General features: G+C 70.6%; 15 protein-coding genes. All 15 read right to left on the minus strand.

What is annotated here, in order from left to right:
• Positions 1-39: 39 nt before the first annotated feature.
• The 15 genes from ispG to ACIBK6_RS17655 all read right to left on the minus strand — a co-directional run bounded on the left by ispG (position 40) and on the right by ACIBK6_RS17655 (position 16,856).
• Positions 40-1,206, minus strand: a complete 1,167-nt coding sequence (gene ispG, locus ACIBK6_RS17585) for a flavodoxin-dependent (E)-4-hydroxy-3-methylbut-2-enyl-diphosphate synthase (protein ID WP_399052135.1) — start codon at positions 1,204-1,206, stop codon at positions 40-42.
• 4 nt (positions 1,207-1,210) lie between these two features.
• A complete protein-coding gene (hpnH, locus tag ACIBK6_RS17590) occupies positions 1,211-2,233 on the minus strand; it encodes an adenosyl-hopene transferase HpnH (RefSeq protein ID WP_399052136.1) in 1,023 nt (340 codons plus the stop codon).
• A 5-nt stretch (positions 2,234-2,238) separates the two neighbouring features.
• A complete protein-coding gene (locus ACIBK6_RS17595; RefSeq protein WP_399052137.1) occupies positions 2,239-2,886 on the minus strand; it encodes a 1-hydroxy-2-methyl-2-butenyl 4-diphosphate reductase in 648 nt (215 codons plus the stop codon).
• Positions 2,886-4,880 (minus strand): squalene--hopene cyclase, encoded by a 1,995-nt coding sequence (gene shc / locus ACIBK6_RS17600; protein WP_399052138.1) that lies wholly within the window; start codon positions 4,878-4,880, stop codon positions 2,886-2,888. The genes ACIBK6_RS17595 and shc overlap by 1 nt, the downstream gene beginning before the upstream one ends.
• Positions 4,881-4,987: 107 nt before the next feature.
• Entirely contained in the window at positions 4,988-6,097 is a 1,110-nt protein-coding gene (locus ACIBK6_RS17605) for a polyprenyl synthetase family protein (protein WP_399052139.1), read from the minus strand.
• On the minus strand, positions 6,094-7,476 hold the full coding sequence (hpnE, locus tag ACIBK6_RS17610) for a hydroxysqualene dehydroxylase HpnE (protein WP_399052140.1): 1,383 nt from the start codon (positions 7,474-7,476) through the stop codon (positions 6,094-6,096). Before hpnE ends, ACIBK6_RS17605 begins: the two co-directional genes overlap by 4 nt.
• Positions 7,477-7,612: 136 nt before the next feature.
• Positions 7,613-8,563 (minus strand): presqualene diphosphate synthase HpnD, encoded by a 951-nt coding sequence (hpnD, locus tag ACIBK6_RS17615; protein ID WP_399052141.1) that lies wholly within the window; start codon positions 8,561-8,563, stop codon positions 7,613-7,615.
• Positions 8,560-9,471, minus strand: a complete 912-nt coding sequence (hpnC, locus tag ACIBK6_RS17620) for a squalene synthase HpnC (protein ID WP_399052142.1) — start codon at positions 9,469-9,471, stop codon at positions 8,560-8,562. Before hpnC ends, hpnD begins: the two co-directional genes overlap by 4 nt.
• A 402-nt stretch (positions 9,472-9,873) precedes the next feature.
• Entirely contained in the window at positions 9,874-10,689 is an 816-nt protein-coding gene (locus tag ACIBK6_RS17625) for an ABC transporter ATP-binding protein (RefSeq protein WP_399052143.1), read from the minus strand.
• Positions 10,676-11,557, minus strand: a complete 882-nt coding sequence (locus ACIBK6_RS17630; RefSeq protein ID WP_399052144.1) for an ABC transporter permease — start codon at positions 11,555-11,557, stop codon at positions 10,676-10,678. The genes ACIBK6_RS17625 and ACIBK6_RS17630 overlap by 14 nt, the downstream gene beginning before the upstream one ends.
• Positions 11,558-11,629: 72 nt before the next feature.
• Positions 11,630-12,502 carry a glycosyltransferase family 2 protein gene (locus tag ACIBK6_RS17635; RefSeq protein WP_399052196.1) on the minus strand — a complete coding sequence of 291 codons (873 nt, stop codon included), beginning with the start codon at positions 12,500-12,502 and terminating at the stop codon, positions 11,630-11,632.
• An 8-nt stretch (positions 12,503-12,510) separates the two neighbouring features.
• Positions 12,511-13,290 carry a CDP-alcohol phosphatidyltransferase family protein gene (locus tag ACIBK6_RS17640; RefSeq protein WP_399052145.1) on the minus strand — a complete coding sequence of 260 codons (780 nt, stop codon included), beginning with the start codon at positions 13,288-13,290 and terminating at the stop codon, positions 12,511-12,513.
• Positions 13,268-14,329: an iron-containing alcohol dehydrogenase family protein gene (locus ACIBK6_RS17645; RefSeq protein ID WP_399052146.1), complete on the minus strand. Its 1,062-nt coding sequence runs from the start codon at positions 14,327-14,329 to the stop codon at positions 13,268-13,270. Before ACIBK6_RS17645 ends, ACIBK6_RS17640 begins: the two co-directional genes overlap by 23 nt.
• A complete protein-coding gene (locus ACIBK6_RS17650) occupies positions 14,317-15,054 on the minus strand; it encodes a sugar phosphate nucleotidyltransferase (RefSeq protein ID WP_399052147.1) in 738 nt (245 codons plus the stop codon). The genes ACIBK6_RS17645 and ACIBK6_RS17650 overlap by 13 nt, the downstream gene beginning before the upstream one ends.
• The gene (locus ACIBK6_RS17655) at positions 15,051-16,856 is read right to left on the minus strand and encodes a DUF5941 domain-containing protein (RefSeq protein ID WP_399052197.1); all 1,806 of its coding nucleotides are present in this window, start codon (positions 16,854-16,856) and stop codon (positions 15,051-15,053) included. Before ACIBK6_RS17655 ends, ACIBK6_RS17650 begins: the two co-directional genes overlap by 4 nt.
• Positions 16,857-17,132: the final 276 nt, after the last annotated feature.

Raw genomic sequence — 17,132 nt, forward strand, 5'->3', positions numbered from 1 at the left:
CTTTTTCGGATCCTGTTCAGCTCACGATCAAGCTCAGGTTCAACGCACGGTGATGTCGGGCCGGCCCGATGCGACGCCGTCCTTCTCCATCTGCTCGGCGATCTTCATCGCCTCATCGATCAGCGTCTCCACGATCTTCGACTCCGGGACGGTCTTGATGACCTCGCCCCTCACGAAGATCTGGCCCTTGCCGTTGCCGGAAGCGACACCCAGGTCGGCCTCACGCGCCTCGCCCGGACCGTTCACCACACAGCCCATCACAGCCACCCGCAGCGGAACCTCCATCCCCTCCAGGCCCGCCGTGACCTCCTCCGCCAGCTTGTACACATCCACCTGAGCACGCCCGCACGACGGACACGACACGATCTCCAGACGACGCTGACGCAGATTCAGCGACTCCAGAATCTGGATGCCGACCTTGATCTCCTCCACCGGAGGAGCCGACAGCGAAACCCGGATCGTGTCACCGATCCCCTCGGCCAGCAGCGCCCCGAAGGCGACCGCCGACTTGATCGTGCCCTGGAAGGCAGGACCCGCCTCCGTCACACCCAGATGCAGCGGATAGTCGCTCTGCGCCGCCAACTGCCGGTACGCATTCACCATCACCACCGGGTCGTTGTGCTTCACCGAGATCTTGATGTCCCTAAAGCCGTGCTCCTCGAAGAGCGACGCCTCCCACAACGCGGACTCCACCAACGCCTCAGGCGTCGCCTTCCCGTACTTCTTCAGCAGCCGCGCATCCAACGAACCCGCGTTCACACCGATCCGGATCGGCGTACCCGCATCCTTCGCCGCCCGCGCGATCTCCTTCACCTTGTCGTCGAACTGCTTGATATTGCCCGGATTCACCCGCACCGCCGCACACCCCGCGTCAATCGCCGCGAACACGTACTTCGGCTGGAAATGAATATCCGCGATCACCGGGATCTGCGACTTCCGCGCAATCGTCGCCAGCGCATCCGCATCATCCTGAGTCGGACACGCCACCCGCACGATCTGACAGCCCGACGCCGTCAGCTCCGCGATCTGCTGCAACGTCGCCCCGATGTCCGACGTCCGCGTCGTCGTCATCGACTGCACCGACACCGGCGCGTCCCCGCCGACCGCCACCGACCCGACCTGGATGCGCCGCGAGGTGCGGCGCACCGCCAGCGGCCGGGCCGGCAGCGCGGGGAGCCCCAGGGAGACCGGCTCTCCGAGGCCCATCACGTCACCCGCGGTTTCCCTGGACGGTCTCGCGGACCGCCCTGAGCGACTCCTTCAGCGACCCCATGGTCGCGAGCACGGCGGTCGGCTCGTAGCCGCAGTGCGCCATGCAGTTCGCGCACCGATCGTCCTTGCCGCGGCCGTACTTGTCCCAGTCGGTCTCCTCGACCAGCTCCCGGTACGTCGGCACGTACCCGTCGCTCATCAGGTAGCAGGGTCGCTGCCAGCCGAAAAGCGAGTAGTTGGGGATCGCCCACGCCGTGCACGGGAAGTCCGCCTTGCCCTCCAGGAAGTCCAGGAAGAGCGGCGAGTGGTTGAGCCGCCAGCGCGCGCGGTTCCCGCCGGCGAACGCCTTCTTGAAGAGCTCCCTGGTCTGTTCGACGCCCAGGAAGTGCTCCTGGTCGGGTGCCTTCTCGTAGGCGTAGGCGGGCGAGATCATCATCTCGTCCACCTTGAGGTCGTCATTGAGGAAGTTGAGCACCTCGATGATGGTCTGCGGGGTGTCGGTGTTGAAGAACGTCGAGTTGGTGGTGACCCGGAAGCCCTGCCGCTTGGCCTCCTTGATCGCCTCCACCGCCTCGTCGAACACGCCCTCCTTCGCCACCGACTCGTCGTGCCGCTCACGCAGCCCGTCGATGTGCACGGCGAAAGCGAAGTACGGCGACGGTGTGAAATCCTTGAGCTTCTTGCGCATCAGCAGGGCGTTCGTGCACAGGAAGACGTACTTCCTCTTGGCCACCAACTGCCGCACGATCTCATCGATCTGAGGGTGCATCAGTGGCTCGCCGCCCGCGATGGAGACCATCGGCGCACCGGATTCCAGGACCGCCCCGACGGCCTGCGCCACCGGCATGCGCTGCTTCAGGATCCCGGCCGGATGCTGGATCTTTCCGCAGCCCTCGCATTTCAGGTTGCAGGCGAAGAGCGGTTCCAGCTCGACGATGAGCGGGAACTTCTTGCGCTTGCGCAGCTTCTGTTCAAAGAGATAGGTCCCGACCCTGATGGACTGGCGAAGCGGCATGGCCATCTGGCTCACCTCCTGGGGAGCAGCAAAGAACGGTGCCATTCAAAGAAAGCGGGAAGGACGGCACGGAGAACGCGGAAGGCTGATATTCCACCGCGCACCGTGCCAATCCGGACGAGTTCATGTTCTGGAGCGTCCACGACCACCCGTACGGCCGCAACCGGGCGCGGTCCGGCCTGCTGGGCGGCCCACAGCGTGGCGGCGGACTCCATGTCCACCGCGATGGCCCCGGTCGCCCTCAGATCGGCCCGCTCGGGGCCGCGTACGACGTGGTCGGAGCCGGTGAGCGGGCCGGTGTGGACGGTGCGGCCCGGCAGTGCCTCGGCGAGCGCCTTGGCGAGCACCTCGGTGTCGGTGCACGAAGTGGTGCCCCGCGGATCGCGGGTTTCCCCGGCGACGACCAGGTCCCCGGGGTGCATCCCGGGGGCGAGGCCGGCGCAGAAGCCTGAGGCGATGACCACCGCGTCGCGGTTCGCGGGCGCGCCCAGCGTGCGCGCGACGGCCCGTTCGGCGGCCCGGGGGCCCATGCCGCTGCGCAGCACGGTGACCGGGGTGTCCGCGCCGGCGCGGGCGGCGCCGCGCAGCGCGAGCCGCTCGATGGTGAGCGCGCAGGCGATCACCAGCGGCACGGGCTGCGGGGCCTGGGGTGTGTCCATCAACTCCCCTTGGTGCTGTTGAGGGAGAACGGTTCTCCATGGACATAGCGCCCCAGCGCGGTCAGCGGGAACACCTGCCGGTAGAGGTGGTAGTTGATCGAGAAGTCCCAGGGGAATCCCGTGCCGGTGAAGTACGGCTCGTCCCAGGAGCCGTCCTCGCGCTGGTTCTCGGCGAGCCAGGCGATGCCGCGCTCGGCCGCCTTGCCGTCCCGCTCCCCCGCCGCGAGCAGCGCGAGCAGCGCCCAGGCGGTCTGCGAGGCCGTCGAGGGGCCGCGGCCCATCCATTCGGTCTCGCCGTACGAGCGCAGGTCCTCGCCCCAGCCGCCGTCGTCGTTCTGCACCGATTCCAGCCAGCCCACCGCGCGGCGGATCGCCGGGTGCGAGGCGGGGATCCCGGCGGCGGTCAGGGCGGGCACCACCGACCCTGTTCCGTATACGTAGTTGACGCCCCAGCGGCCGAACCAGGCCCCGTTGGCCTCCTGTTCGGCGAGCAGCCACTCGATGCCGCGCCGGGTGCGCGGGTCGTGCGACTTGCCCTCGAAGGCCAGCATCTCCACGACGTGCGCGGTGACATCGGCCGAGGGCGGGTCGATGACCTCGCCGAAGTCGCAGAACGGCAGCCGGTTGGGGAAGGCGCTGGTGTTGTCGGCGTCGAAGGCGCCCCAGGCGCCGTTCTTCGACTGCATGCCGAGGCTCCAGCGCACCCCGCGGGCGATGGCGGCCTCGGACTTCTCCTGCCGAGGGTGCTGGACGCGGCGCAGCGCCAGGATCACTTCGGCAGTGTCGTCGATGTCCGGATAGTTGTCGTTGTGGAACTCGAACGCCCAGCCGCCCGGCGCGAGTTGGGGCCTGCGTACGGCCCAGTCGCCGGGGCGGGTGATCTCCTCGCCGAGCATCCAGTCGGCCGCCTTGACGAGGGCTGGATGGTCGGCGGGTACGCCCGCGTCGGCGAGCGCGATGGTGGCCAGGCAGGTGTCCCACACCGGCGACTGGCAGGCCTCGATCATCCGGGCGCCGTCCTCGCGCCATACCGCGAACCGGTCCAGGGACTCCAACCCGGCCCGCATCACGGGGTGTTGGAGGTCGTAGCCCAGCAGGTGGAGGGCGATCACGGAGTACACGGCGGGCGGCTGGATACCGCCCCAGCAGCCGTCGTTCTCCTGGCGCTCGACGATCCAGCGGGCGGCGCTGCGCATCGCGGCCCGGCGCAGCTTGCGGGGGGCCACCTTGCGGTAGGCGTGCAGCACCGTGTCGAGCCGCTGGAACGCGCCGTTCCAACTCGCCACCGGCGCAAGGGGTTTGGCCGGATTGGGGGTGCGGGCGTCGGTGTGCAGCTCATCCAGCGCGAAGGGGGCGGGCCGTACCGGGCGCTTCGCGGAGACCACGGTGAGCGGCACGATGGTCTGCCGGGCCCAGCAGCCGAAGTCGTAGATGTTGAGCGGGACCCACGTGGGCAGGAAGATCAGCTCGGGCGGCAGTTCGGGCAGGTCGTCCCACTTCCACCAGCCGAACAGGGCCAGCCAGATCCGGGTGAAGACCCGGGCCTCGGCGATTCCGCCGTTCGCCCTGATCCAGGCGGAGGCGCGGGCCATGTGCGGGTCCTCGGGCCGGTCTCCGGCGAGCCTGAGGGCGACGTACGCCTCGATGGTGGTGGAGAGCTCCCCGGGGCCGCCGAAGAACGTCGCCCAGGTTCCGTCGTCCCGCTGCTCGCCCCGGATGAACAGGGCGGCCGCCTGGACGGTCTTCTCGTCCTGCACCCCGAGGAACTGACGAAGCAGCAGGTCCTCGGCATCCATGGTGACGTTGGTCTCCAGGTCGCCCTTCCACCAGCCCTGGGCGTCCTGCCTGCCGAGCAGGTGCTCGATGCCGCGTTCGGCGGCCTGCCGGGCGGCTTCGAGTGCCGCGTCCGCGCCGGGAGCCGTCCCGGTTGGTGCACTGGCCGCGGCGGCCCGGGGCCGCGGGGTCCCGGTGCTTCCGTCGGTCGTCGCTGTCATGGCTTCCCCTTCGTGCAGTAGCTACTTCTGCTGTGCTGGGGTCTCCGTCGGACGGGGCCCGGTCTCCCGGGCCCTTCCGGCGACTGCGAGTCATATGGGAATGGTGATCATCTCTTTCGTACGACGACGAAGTCCGCCAGCGCGGTGAGCTGCGCGCGGATCTTTTCCGGCATGTCGACAGCGCGGAGCGCCTCGATCGCGATGGCGTGCTGCCTGCGGGCCTCCTGAGAGGTCCACTCGCGGCCGCCGGCCTCCTCGATCAGGGCCGCCCGGGTGGCGAACTCCGCCTCGGAGAAGCTGTCGAAGTCGTTGCTCTTGGCGTCGGCGGCGAGCAGCTCGCCGAGCCGTTCGGAGGCCGGGCCGCCCGCGGCGAGGGCCGCGACGACCGGCAGCGACTTCTTGCGCTGGCGAAGGTCGCTCCAGGTCTGCTTGCCCGTGGCGTCCGGGTCGCCCCAGATGCCGAGCAGGTCGTCGACGGCCTGGAAGGCGAGGCCGAGGTGGTAGCCGTACGCCTCCAGGGTGTCGGCGGTCCGGTCGTCGGCGCCGCCGAGGACCGCGCCGATGGAGACGGCGCAGGCGAGCAGCGCGCCCGTCTTGTTGCCCTCCATCTCCAGGCACTCCTCGACGGTGACCCGCTCGCGGTGCTCGTAGGAGATGTCCTGGGCCTGACCGTCGATCAACTTCCGGGTCGCGGTGGTGAGTCGGCGGGTGGCTCGGCCGGCCTCGACCGTGCCGAGTTCGAGCAGGACCTCGTTGGCGAGGGCGAACAGGGCGTCGCCGACGAGGATCGCCTGTGCCGGGCCGTGCACCTTCCACACCGTGTCGCGGTGGCGGCGCTGCTCGTCGCCGTCCATCAGGTCGTCGTGCAGGAGCGAGAAGTTGTGCACGAGTTCCACGGCGACCGCGCCGGGGACGCCGACCTCGGCGGCGGCGCCCGCCGCCTCCGCGGAGAGCAGGGCGAGGGCGGGCCGTACGGCCTTGCCGCCGTCGCCGTCCGCCGGGCGGCCCTGGGCGTCGATCCAGCCGAAGTGGTAGGCGGCGACGGTGTCCATGGGAGCCGCGAGCCGGTCGACGGCCGCGCGCAGCTCCGGAGTCGACAGCGCGCGCCCCCGCTCCAGCAGGGCGGTGACGTCCACGGTGTCCACAGCCGGATTCGCCGAAGCCGAAGGCACAGTCGGCACAGTCTCTCCTCTTGTTCCAGTACTGCTAACAGTCATGCCGCCTCCTGAAGCGGATGAACATGGGGGCGGCCGAGGGTGGAGAGGGCGGCGCCGGCGGCGCTGAATCCGCTGCGCACGGCACTCTCCATGGTCGCGGGCCAGCCGGTCGCGGTCCACGCTCCGGCCAGGTACAGGCCGTCCGCGCGGGTCCGCGCCGACGGCCGCAGCCGTCCGACGCCGGGCGTGGGGGCGAACGTCGCTGTCCGCTCCCGGGTGACGAAGAAGTCGAGGATCTCCGCGCCGCGCGCCGCGGGCAACAGCTTTTCCAGCTCGGGGAGATAGCGCGCCCGAAGTTCGGCCACGGGCAGCTCGATCTCGTCCTGCGCGGCCGACTGGGAAATGGCCAGATACTGACCGCCGCCCCGCAGCCCCGAGGAGTCGGTCCGGTCGAAGACCCACTGCACCGGGGAACCGAGCGCGGCGAAGAAGGGCTGCCGCAGGACCTTGCGGTCGTAGACGACATGGACGTTGAGGATCGGGGCGGTGTGGATGTCGAGCAGCTTGCCCGGATCGTCCAGCGCGCCGTCGGGCAGCAGGTCGTACGTCTCCTTCTGCGGTACGGCGAGCACGACGACCTCGGCGTCCAGCGTCTCGCCAGTCACCCGCACCTGCCAACTCCCGTTCTCGGTACGGGAGATGGACTCGGCCTTGGTGCGCGTCTCGGTGCGTACCCCCGCCGCGTCGAGCGCCTTGCGGGCCAGCGTGTCGTGGAGTTCGCCGAGCGGCACGCGGGCCCAGCCGATGTCGGCGGCGCCCGGCTCGGAGAGCAGTCCGGTCTTGAAGACCATGGCGGCCAGGCCCAGCGAGGCGTGCGGCGCGGTGGCGTTCAGGGTCGCCACGCCGACCAGGTCCCACAGCGCCTCGATGGTGCGGGGGGACTGGCCGTGCCGCCCCAGCCAGGTCGCGAAGTCCACGCCGTCCAGCGCCGGGTCGGCCGGGTCGAGCCGCTTGAGCGCGAGTGCGGCGCGCCCGACGGAGGCCCGCTCGGCGAGCGAGAGGTGGGGGTAGGTCGCGAGGCTCCTGGCGAGGTGCAGCGGCACCGGCAGGGCCGTGCGGCGCAGTCGGCCGAGCCGGGGGCCCTTGGGGTGTGCCACGTCGAGGACGGGCACGTCCAACCGGGCCTGGACCGGGGCGAGTTCGGCTCCGCCCACCCGGTCGAGGAACCACCGGTAGCCGGTGCAGCAGCGCAGGTAGACGTGCTGGCCGTTGTCGACGGTGAGGTCGCCGCGCCGGAAGGAGAACGCGAGGCCGCCGAGGCGCGGCCGGCCCTCGATCAGGGTCACGTCGAGGCCCGCGTCGGCGAGTTCGAGCGCCGCGGTGATGCCGGCGAGTCCGCCGCCGACGACCACCGCGCGCCGGTGCTGCCCCGTGCTCATGCGCCCTCCCCTCCGGCCGCGCCGGCGCGGGGCGCACGGCAGGCCGATGCAGTCAGGGACGCGTCAGGCCGCCTCGAAGTTGCACGCCGGGCCCGCGTCATCGCGCTCGGCCCTTCGTCCAGGTGTGCGTCGGGCATCAGGCGCGCCTCCTGGCGGTCTGCCGGGAGACGTGCCGGGTGTCGAGACCCGAAAGGCCGCGTACCGCGACGTACGCCTTCTCCCGTCCGGGCAGCGAGACCCGCCCGCGCAGCACCGCCTCCGGGTCGCGTTCGATGCGGTCGAGGAGGCGCCGGTAGATTCCGGCCATGGCGGCGACGCAGGCGCCGCTGCGCCGGTCCAGCATCGGCAGCAGCCGGTAGCCCTCGGCGAACAGGGCCCGGGTGCGCCGTACTTCGAAGTGGACGAGGCCCGCGAAGTCGGAGCCGGCCGGCGGCACCGGGCCGTGAAAGCCCGCCGAGCAGCCGAACTTGGCCAGGTCGTCGGAGGGGAGATAAGTTCTTCCATTGCCCGCGTCCTCCCGAACATCCCTCAGGATATTGGTGAGTTGGAGGGCGAGCCCCAGCGTATCGGCGTACTCTGCGGCGCGTTCGGTGCCCGGTGCGCCCTGCTGCGTACCGAAAACACCCAGGGAGAGCCGGCCGATGGCGCCCGCGACACACCGGCAGTAGACCTTCAGGTCGTCCCAGGTCTCATAGCTCTCACCGTGCACGTCCATCAGGACGCCGTCGATGAGCTCGTCGAGCCCGCCGAGCGGCACCGGAAAGCGGCGCGCGGTGTCGGCGAGCGCCACCGCCACCGGGTCGGTGTCGTCCTCGTCGACCTCGCCGTCCCGGACGCGCCCGAGCAGCGCCCGGGTCTCCTCCAGACGCGTCTTCTTGGCGTCCGCCGCCAGCGACCCGTCGCCGATGTCGTCGACCCGGCGCGAGAACGCGTACAGCGCCGACATCGCCTGCCGCTTGTCGGCCGGCAGCAGCCTGATGCCGTAGGCGAAATTCCGCGCCTGCTGCCCGGTCACCGCCTCGCAGTAGCTGTATGCGGCCTGTACCGGTGCGGACACGGGTGCCTGTGCCTCCACGGTCCGGCTCACCCCTCTCTACGCGCTTCTCGCAAGACGGCTCCCACCTCGCGCAGCAGCCTTGCCTTGGTGGGCTTGGGCGGTCCCGGGAGTACGTCGTGGCCGGCGACAGCGACCGCGTCGAGCGCGGCGCGTCCTCCGGCCACGAATCCGGCCAGCAGCAGCTTGAGTCTGCCGTGGACGCTACCCACCAGGGGGGTGCCTTCATTCAGCAACGACCCGGCGCGTTCCGCTTCGAACGCGACCAGGGCACGCACCGAGGCGCTCCCTCGGGGGGCGGCCAGGTCGGCCTCCGTGACGTGGAACCGCGCCATGTCCTCGGCGGGGAGATAGATCCGGTCCCGGCCGAGGTCCTCCTTCACGTCCTGGAGGTGTTCGACGATCTGCAGCGCCGTGCAGACCTCGTCGGAGCGCCGGACGCGCTCCGGGCTCGCGGTGCCGGTGATGGCGAGGACGAGCCGCCCCACGGGATTGGCCGAAAGCTCGCAGTAGGCGAGCAGTTCCCCGTAGGTCTCATAGCGCCGGACCCGCTGGTCCTGGCGGTTGGCCGCGATCAGGCCGAGGAACGGCTCGGGGGTCAGCGAGCGGCGGCGCACGGTGGGCTGGAGGGCTTTGAGCAGCGGGTGGTGCGGGGTCCCGTCGAAGACGCGGCGCAGATCGGTCTCGAAGGCGTCGAGCAGCAGGAGGCGGTCGTCCGCGTCGGCGGGGTCCACGCCGAGGTGGCGGGCGTCGGCGCCGCCGGGGGCGAGGTCGCCGTCACCGATGTCGTCGACGAGGCGGGCGTAGCCGTAGACGGCCATCAGGTCGTCGCGCCAGGCGCGCGGCAGAAAGAAGGGGGCCACCGGGAAGTTCTCTTCCGTGGCCTTGTCGAGCGTGCTGCGCGAGGAGGATCCGGTACGCGCGTCCCGGACTGGGGTCACCGGGTACCGCCCGGCGCGGGAACGGCGGCCGTCCCTCTGAGCTGGAGATCTTCCGTAGCCATGGCCGTCACATCTCCCGTTCTACACCGCCGACCCAAAACATCCTATTTCGGACACGCCGCCTGACCTCCCCGGACGGGGTGACCCGTCTCGCGAGTGCGCCCGGGGCGTATTACCCCACTTGCCGCGAATCAGCACCGGTACAGCTTACGTTGTACAACGGCCGACAACACATCGGGGTGTTGAGAGCATTACAAGAACACTCCAATCCGGCCCAACCTTCCCCGTACACTGGGAACTTGACGGGATCTTGACCCTCCGGCCACACCCTAGGACGCGAAAGCCCCCGCCGGGGTTGATCGACAGGGGCTCCGGTTGCGCGGTCCGGAAAATGACTGAGCGTCAGCGGCCGGATTCCTTCTGGTACGCCTTGACGACCTCGTCGGTCGGCCCGTCCATGAGGAGCTCGCCGCGCTCCAGCCAGAGCACGCGGTCGCAGGTGTCGCGGATGGAGCCGATGCTGTGGCTCACCAGGAAGACGGTGCCGGCGTGCTTGCGCAACTCCCGGATCCGCTCCTCGGAGCGGATCTGGAACTGCCGGTCACCGGTGGCCAGCGCCTCGTCGATCATCAGGACGTCGTGGTCCTTGGCCGCGGCGATGGAGAACCGCAGCCGGGCCGCCATGCCGGAGGAGTACGTCCGCATCGGCAGGGAGATGAAGTCGCCCTTGTCGTTGATGCCGGAGAAGTCGACGATCTCCTCGTAGCGGTCCTTGACCTCCTCGCGCGACATGCCCATGGCCAGCCCGCCGAGGATCACGTTGCGCTCGCCGGTCAGGTCGTTCATGAGCGCCGCGTTCACGCCGAGCAGCGAGGGCTGGCCGTCGGTGTAGACCCGCCCGCTCTCCGGCGGCAGCAGACCCGCGATGGCCCGCAGCAGCGTCGACTTGCCGGAGCCGTTGCTGCCGATCAGACCGATCGCCTCGCCGCGGTACGCGGTGAAGGAGACGCCGCGTACGGCGTGCACGCGGCGCATGCCACGGGAGGCGCCACCGGTCTTGTCCCGCTTGACTATGCGGCTCAGGGCGGCGGTGGCGCTGCCCTTTCCGCCGCCGCCTCCGTTGACGGTGTACACGATGTGCACGTCGTCGCAGATGACGGTGGGGATGCGCGCGTCGACCGCCGCATCGCGGTCGTTGATGTCCTCAGCCACGACCATACCGCTCTTCAGCCTTCCAGAAGTACACGAATCCCAGTCCCCCGACGACGACCGCCCAGCCGACCGCGAGGGCCCACACGTGCGGGGGCAGCCCGTGGCCGCCGTAGCCGTTCATCAGGGCGTAGCGCGCCAGGTCCATGTAGACCGCGGCGGGGTTGCACTGAAGGATGTCCTTCAGCCAGTGCGGCTTGCCCTTGAGCACGGTGCTGAGGCTGAACATCACGCCGGACGAGTACATCCACGTACGCATGATGAACGGCATGAGCTGCGCGAGGTCCGGCGTCCTGGCGCCCAGGCGCGCGAAGATCAGCGCCAGGCCGGTGTTGAAGACGAACTGCAGCGCGAGCACCGGGATGATCAGGGGCCAGGTCATGCCCGGCATGAAGCCGGACGAGACCACCACGATCATCAGGACGATCATGGAGAACAGCAGCTGCTGGAGCTGCTGGAGCGCGAAGGAGACCGGCAGCGAGGCGCGCGGGAAGTGCAGGGCCCGCACCAGGCCCAGGTTGCCCGAGATCGCCCGTACGCCGGCCATCAGCGAGTTCTGCGTGAAGGTGAACAGGAACACGCCGGTCACCAGGAACGGGATGTACGCGTTCGCGTCGATGCCCCTCTTCGCGTTCATCAGAACGCCGAAGATGAAGTAGTAGACCAGCGCGTTCAGCAGGGGCGTCGCCACCTGCCAGATCTGGCCGAGCTTCGCCTCGCTGTACTGGGCGGTCAGCTTGGCCGACGAGAAGGACAGGATGAAGTGGCGCCGACCCCAGAGCTGCTTGATGTAGGCGGTGAGCTGGGGCCGCGCCCCGCTCACCGACAGCCCGTGTTTGGCGGCGAGGTCCGCCGGGGACAGGGTTGTGTCACTCACAAGTGAAAACTTTCGTGGTCATGAAGTACACCCGATGGTCTCAGAGCCCAGGACTTCTCAGATCCGAGACTCTCAGATGACGGGAGGACGGCCCAGCCGGGTGAGCCTGAAGACCGTACGCCACCTCATGGGGCGGCGCGGTCCGCAGGGCGTCGTCCAGCCCTCCTTGAAACCGCCGAACCACGCCTTCAGCGCGGGGCCCGACGGCTTGCGGGCGAGGGTGAGCAGCAGCCAGACCCCGAGGTAGACGGGGACCAGCGGCGCGGGCAGGTTGCGCCGGGCCAGCCAGACCCGGTTGCGAGCCACCATCCGGTGGTAGACCGCGTGCCGGGACGGGGCGGTCGCCGGGTGGTGCAGGACCATGTCCGCGCGGTAGTCGATCATCCAGCCGGCGTCCAGCGCCCGCCAGGCCAGATCGGTCTCCTCGTGGGCGTAGAAGAACTCGTCGGGCAGCCCGCCGACCTCCGCGAACACCTTGGTGCGCGCGGCGTTGGCGCCGCCGAGGAACGTCGTCACGCGCGAGGAGCGCATCGGGTCGGCGGCGCGCAGCCTCGGGACGTGGCGGCGCTGGGTGACCCCGGTCTCCGGGTCGGCGATGCGGAAGCTGATGATGCCGAGCTCCGGGTCGGCCACGAAGGCCTGCCGGCACAGCTCGGCGGTGTCCGGGTTCGCGAGCAGCCCGTCGTCGTCGAGGAAGAGCAGCACATCCATCTGCGCGCCCGACGGGCCGAACGCCTCGATACCGACGTTGCGGCCACCCGGAATGCCCAGGTTCTCCGGCAGTTCCACGGTGCGTACGCCCTCGGGGACGTCCGGCACCGGGGCGCCGTTGCCGACGACGACGACCTCGATCCGGTCGCCGTCCTGCTTGGCGACCGAGTCGAGCAGGGCCCGCAGCTCGGCGGGGCGGTTGCCCATCGTGATGACGACCGCGCCGACCTTCATGGGGGCGCTCACTTCAGCCTGCTGGAAGCGAGGATCGACACCAGGTGCAGCAGCGTCTGAAGCAGCGCGATGCCCGCCAGCACGGCGACGCCGAGCCGCGAGAAGTACAGGTCGCCCCGGATCTGGTCCACGACCGCGAGGACCAGGATCAGCAGGGACGCCTCGATGCCGAGGACCAGCCGGTGGAACTTCAGCGCGGCGGCGGCCCGGCGGGCGAGTGCCATGCCGGAGGAGCGCGGCTCGGCCGCCGCGTCCTTGACCAGCGGCAGCCCGCCCTGGTGCCGGGCGACGCCGACGAGGTCGGTCTCGGCCTTGATCAGGATCGCGCCGAGTGCGGCGAGCGTACCGAGGAAGGCCCACAGCCAGTCGATCCGTCCGGAACCCCACAGGTCGGCGGCGCGCAGGCCGAAGCCGACCAGGACCGCCGCGTCGCACAGATAGGCGCCGACGCGGTCCAGGTACACCCCGGAGAGCGAGAACTGCTTCTTCCAGCGGGCGACCTCGCCGTCGACGCAGTCGAGCAGCAGGTAGAGCTGGACGGCCACGACGCCGAGGACGGCACCCCAGATGCCCGGGACGAGCAGGGCCGGGGCCGCGAGGACACCGCAGAGGGTCATCAGGTAGGTCAGCTGGTTCGGCGTGACCTTGGTGGTGACCAGGCGGCGGGTGATGCGCAGGGAGATCTCGCGCATGTACAGGCGGCCGCCCCAGTGTTCTCCGCTGACCCGGTCCTTCACACCCGCCGGGTGCACGACCGGGCGGAGCTCAGCTACGGATGGTCTTGGCATAGTCGGCGTACGCGTCCCTGATCTGGTCGGTGGACAGGTCGAGGTGCTCGAGGATGGTGTAGCGGCCGGGGCGGGTCTGCGGGGCGAACTCGACGGCCCGGACGAACTCGTCGTCCGTGAAGCCGATTTCGCTCGCGAGGACCGGCAGCGCGTGCCGGCGCAGCACCTCGGCCATCAGCGCGGACTGCTCGGGCGCGCCGCGCAGGTGCATCGCGAAGGCCGCGCCGAGGCCGCACTGCTCGCCGTGGCTGGCGGCCCGCGTCGGGAAGAGCAGATCGAAGGCGTGGCTGATCTCGTGGCAGGCGCCGGAGGAGGGCCGGGTGTCGCCGCTGATCGACATGGCGATGCCGGACATGACCAGGCCCTCGGAGAGGGTGACCAGGAAGTCGTCGTCGCCGACGCTGCCGGGGTGGCGCAGCACCGCCTCGCCGGCGCTGCGCGCCATCGCCGCGGCCAGGCCGTCGACCGGCTCACCGGTCTCGCGGTGCGACAGCTCCCAGTCCGCGATCGCGGAGAGGTTGGAGATCGCGTCGCCGATGCCCGAGCGCACGAAGCGCGCGGGCGCGTCCCGGATCACGTCCAGGTCGATCAGGATGGCGATCGGGGTGGGCACCCCGTAGGAGCCGCGGCCGTTGTCGTTGTCCAGGGTGGAGACCGGCGAGCAGATGCCGTCGTGCGAGAGGTTCGTGGCGACCGCGACCATCGGCAGCCCGACCCGGGCCGCCGCGTACTTCGTCACGTCGATGATCTTCCCGCCGCCGAGCGCCACCACGGCGTCGTAGCGCTTGCCGCGCATCGCGTCGGCGAGCTTGACCGCCGCGTCGATGGTGCCGCCGTCGACGGGGTACCACTCGGCGCCCGGCAGCAGCGGGGCGAACTGCTCACGCAGTTTCAGGCCGGAGCCGCCGCTGATCGCGATCGCCAGCTTGCCGTTGGCCGAGATGCGCTGGTCGGCGAGGACGACCGCCAGATCGTCCAGAGCCCCCCGCCGGATGTCCACGACAACCGGCGAGGGGATGAGCCGAGTCAGTACTGGCACGCGATCTCACGGCCCTTCGCCAGGTCGTCGTGGTTGTCGATCTCGACCCACGAGACCTCGCCGATGGGCGCCACGTCGACGGTGAAGCCGCGGTTGACGAGCTCCTGGTAGCCGTCCTCGTAGTAGAGGTCGGGGTCGCGCTCGAAGGTGGTCTTCAGGGCGTCGGCGAGCTCCTCGGCGGCCTCGGCCTCGATGAGCGTGACACCGATGTACTCACCGGTCGCGGTCGCCGGGTCCATCAGCTTGGTGATGCGCTGGACGCCCTTGCCGTCGGCGGTGATGACCTTCATCTCCTCGTCGGCGAGGTGCTTCACCGCGTCGAGGGCGAGGATGATCTTCTGGCCGTCGCCGCGCGCGGCGAGCAGCGTCTTCTCGACGGAGACCGGGTGGACCGTGTCGCCGTTGGCGAGGATCACACCGCGCTTGAGGACCTCACGGGCGCACCACAGGGAGTAGGCGTTGTTCCACTCCTCGGCCTTGTCGTTGTCGATCAGCGTGATCGCGACGCCGTACTTGGCCTCCAGGGCCTCCTTGCGCGCGTACACGGCCTCCTTGCGGTAGCCGACGACGATGGCGACTTCGGTGAGGCCGACCTCGGCGAAGTTCTTCAGCGCGATGTCCAGGACGGTGGTGTCACCGTCGACAGGCACGAGGGCCTTCGGGAGCGTGTCGGTGTAGGGGCGCAGACGCCGTCCGGCACCGGCTGCCAGTACGAGGCCAATCATGCTGTTTCTCCTTCGTCATGTACGGCAGGTGCTCCGGAGGACACCCAGAAGCGGATGGACTCCACGAGCACCACGAGCGCGATGGCCGCCGCGAGGGCGGTGAGCGCCAGGGTGAAGTCTGTGTCTCGCGTGGCGAGGACGGCGGCGAGCACCGCCACCACGAGCGTGCGGCCCTCGTGGCCGCCGATCAGTCGCACCAGCCACGGGGGCGGCGCGCCGGAGCCGCCCTTGATGCGGTAGACCGTGTCGTAGTGATGGTAGGCGACCGCGGCCACGAGCCCGAAGGCCGCGGGCAGGGCGCCGTCCACCCCGGAGCGGGCGGCCAGGATCAGGACCGTGCAGTATTCGGCCACTCTGAACAGCGGCGGTACGAGCCAGTCGAGGGCGCCCTTGAGGGGCCGGGCGACGGCGAGGCCCGACAGGATCACGTAGAAGACGGCCGCGACGACCATCTGGCGGCTGCCGACCGGCTGCGTGAGCGCGGTAGTGATGAGGGCCACGACGCCGACGGCGGCCACCACGGGGGCTCCCGGCACCCGGGGCGCCTTCGCGGCGACCAGTTGCGCGAGGGGCCCGCTGTCCGCGAGGTCGGCGAGTGCTTGAGCCGCCCGGTCGGTGCGGGTGGCCCGGCGGGCCAGCGAGCGCAGCACCCGGCCTGCGGTGGTGTAGCAGGCGGCGAACGCGCAGCCGATGAGCAGGGCGTAGAAGACGATGCGGGGCGTGGTGACGGCGGTCAGCACGGCGATCATCGCCCAGCGCTCGCCGATCGGCAGCACGATCATGCGGCGTACCCAGACCGTCCAGCCGACCGAGTCGAGCCGGTCGGAGAGGGCGGCGGTGGGGCTGGCGTTGGCGGTGGCGTCGGTGCCCACGACGTGCGCCTCGTTGAATGAGAAGTCCACGACGTGGCGGCAGGTCTGGAGCACCATCGCGCCGAGCGCGAGGGCCCATACGTCATCGCCGCCCCGGGCCGCGCCGAGCGCGAGCCCCGCGTAGTAGGCGTACTCCTTGGCGCGGTCGAAGGTGGCATCGAGCCAGGCGCCCATCGTCGAGTACTGGAGCGAGTAGCGGGCCAGCTGCCCGTCGGTGCAGTCCAGGACGAAGGAGAAGATCAGCAGCAGTCCGGCCGCGACGAAGCCGCCGCGGGTCCCGGTCGCCGCGCAGCCGGCCGCGATCAGCGCGGTGATCAGCGAGGCGGTGGTGACCTGGTTGGGGGTGAGTCCCCGGCGGGCGCACCAGCGGGCGAGGTAGCGGGAGTACGGGCTGATGAAGTGGGTGGTGAAGAAGCCGTCGCGGGACTTGACCGCGTTGCGCAGGCGTACGGCCTCGTCGTCCACGGCGGCGATGGCCCGGCTCGCGGCGGCCGCGGCGACCTCGTCGGCGGGGACGGTCGCGATCAGCGAGCCGAGCTCGGGGCGGTGCACCGCGACGCCGTCGGCCTCGATGGCCGCGGCGATGTCGTCGGTGAGCACGGAGCCCGTACGCACCGGGGCGCCGGGCGCCGCCGGAGCGCCGGCCAGGGCGCGGGCGAGCGCGGGGCGGGCCTCGGCCTGGACCGTCAGCGCGCCGGGCACGGCGGCCGCCGGGAAGCGGGGGTCGGTCAGCGCCAGGCGCAGGGAGTGGATGTGTCCGAGAAAGCGCGGGTCGACCAGGGCGACGCGTTCACCGGCCGACACCTCGGCGAGCAGGTCGGACACGTCCTCGGGCCGCTGGGCGGAGCGGACGTCGAAGCCCAAGGAACCCAGCTCGGGTCCGAGCTGCGACCCGGGGACCGGGGGACCGGTCAGGATGGCGGTCGACAGTCGAACTCACTCCTTGGACGGGCAGGACGGATGCGCGGCGGCTCGGCCCGGCACGGCGCGGGCGGCACGTCGGCAGAGGCTATCGGATGTACGGAACCGGGAATTCACTGGCCGTTCGCGCCCGGCCGGGCCCGGCGGCGCCCGCTGCGGGGCGCCCCGGCCATCATTGTCGATCAAGGCCGCAGCCCACAAACCGCGTACCGCGCGCTCTGCGGGCCCGGCCGCCCTGCCGCTCGCGCGGCGCTCCGGCCGAGCCGCTGACCTGCGAGCATTTCC

The sequence above is a fragment of the Streptomyces sp. NPDC050485 genome, assembly GCF_044458185.1.
Lineage (GTDB): Bacteria > Actinomycetota > Actinomycetes > Streptomycetales > Streptomycetaceae > Streptomyces.

Bases quoted from the DNA above. Each gene is read 5' to 3' on its own strand.
- hpnH (WP_399052136.1), bottom strand. From the start codon at position 2,233: ATGGCCATGCCGCTTCGCCAGTCCATCAGGGTCGGGACCTATCTCTTT.
- ACIBK6_RS17605 (WP_399052139.1), bottom strand. From the start codon at position 6,097: ATGACTGTTAGCAGTACTGGAACAAGAGGAGAGACTGTGCCGACTGTG.
- ACIBK6_RS17640 (WP_399052145.1), bottom strand. From the start codon at position 13,290: ATGCCAAGACCATCCGTAGCTGAGCTCCGCCCGGTCGTGCACCCGGCG.
- hpnE (WP_399052140.1), bottom strand. From the start codon at position 7,476: ATGAGCACGGGGCAGCACCGGCGCGCGGTGGTCGTCGGCGGCGGACTC.
- ACIBK6_RS17625 (WP_399052143.1), bottom strand. From the start codon at position 10,689: ATGGTCGTGGCTGAGGACATCAACGACCGCGATGCGGCGGTCGACGCG.
- ACIBK6_RS17650 (WP_399052147.1), bottom strand. From the start codon at position 15,054: ATGATTGGCCTCGTACTGGCAGCCGGTGCCGGACGGCGTCTGCGCCCC.
- shc (WP_399052138.1), bottom strand. From the start codon at position 4,880: ATGACAGCGACGACCGACGGAAGCACCGGGACCCCGCGGCCCCGGGCC.
- ACIBK6_RS17635 (WP_399052196.1), bottom strand. From the start codon at position 12,502: ATGAAGGTCGGCGCGGTCGTCATCACGATGGGCAACCGCCCCGCCGAG.
- ispG (WP_399052135.1), bottom strand. From the start codon at position 1,206: ATGGGCCTCGGAGAGCCGGTCTCCCTGGGGCTCCCCGCGCTGCCGGCC.
- ACIBK6_RS17595 (WP_399052137.1), bottom strand. From the start codon at position 2,886: ATGGACACACCCCAGGCCCCGCAGCCCGTGCCGCTGGTGATCGCCTGC.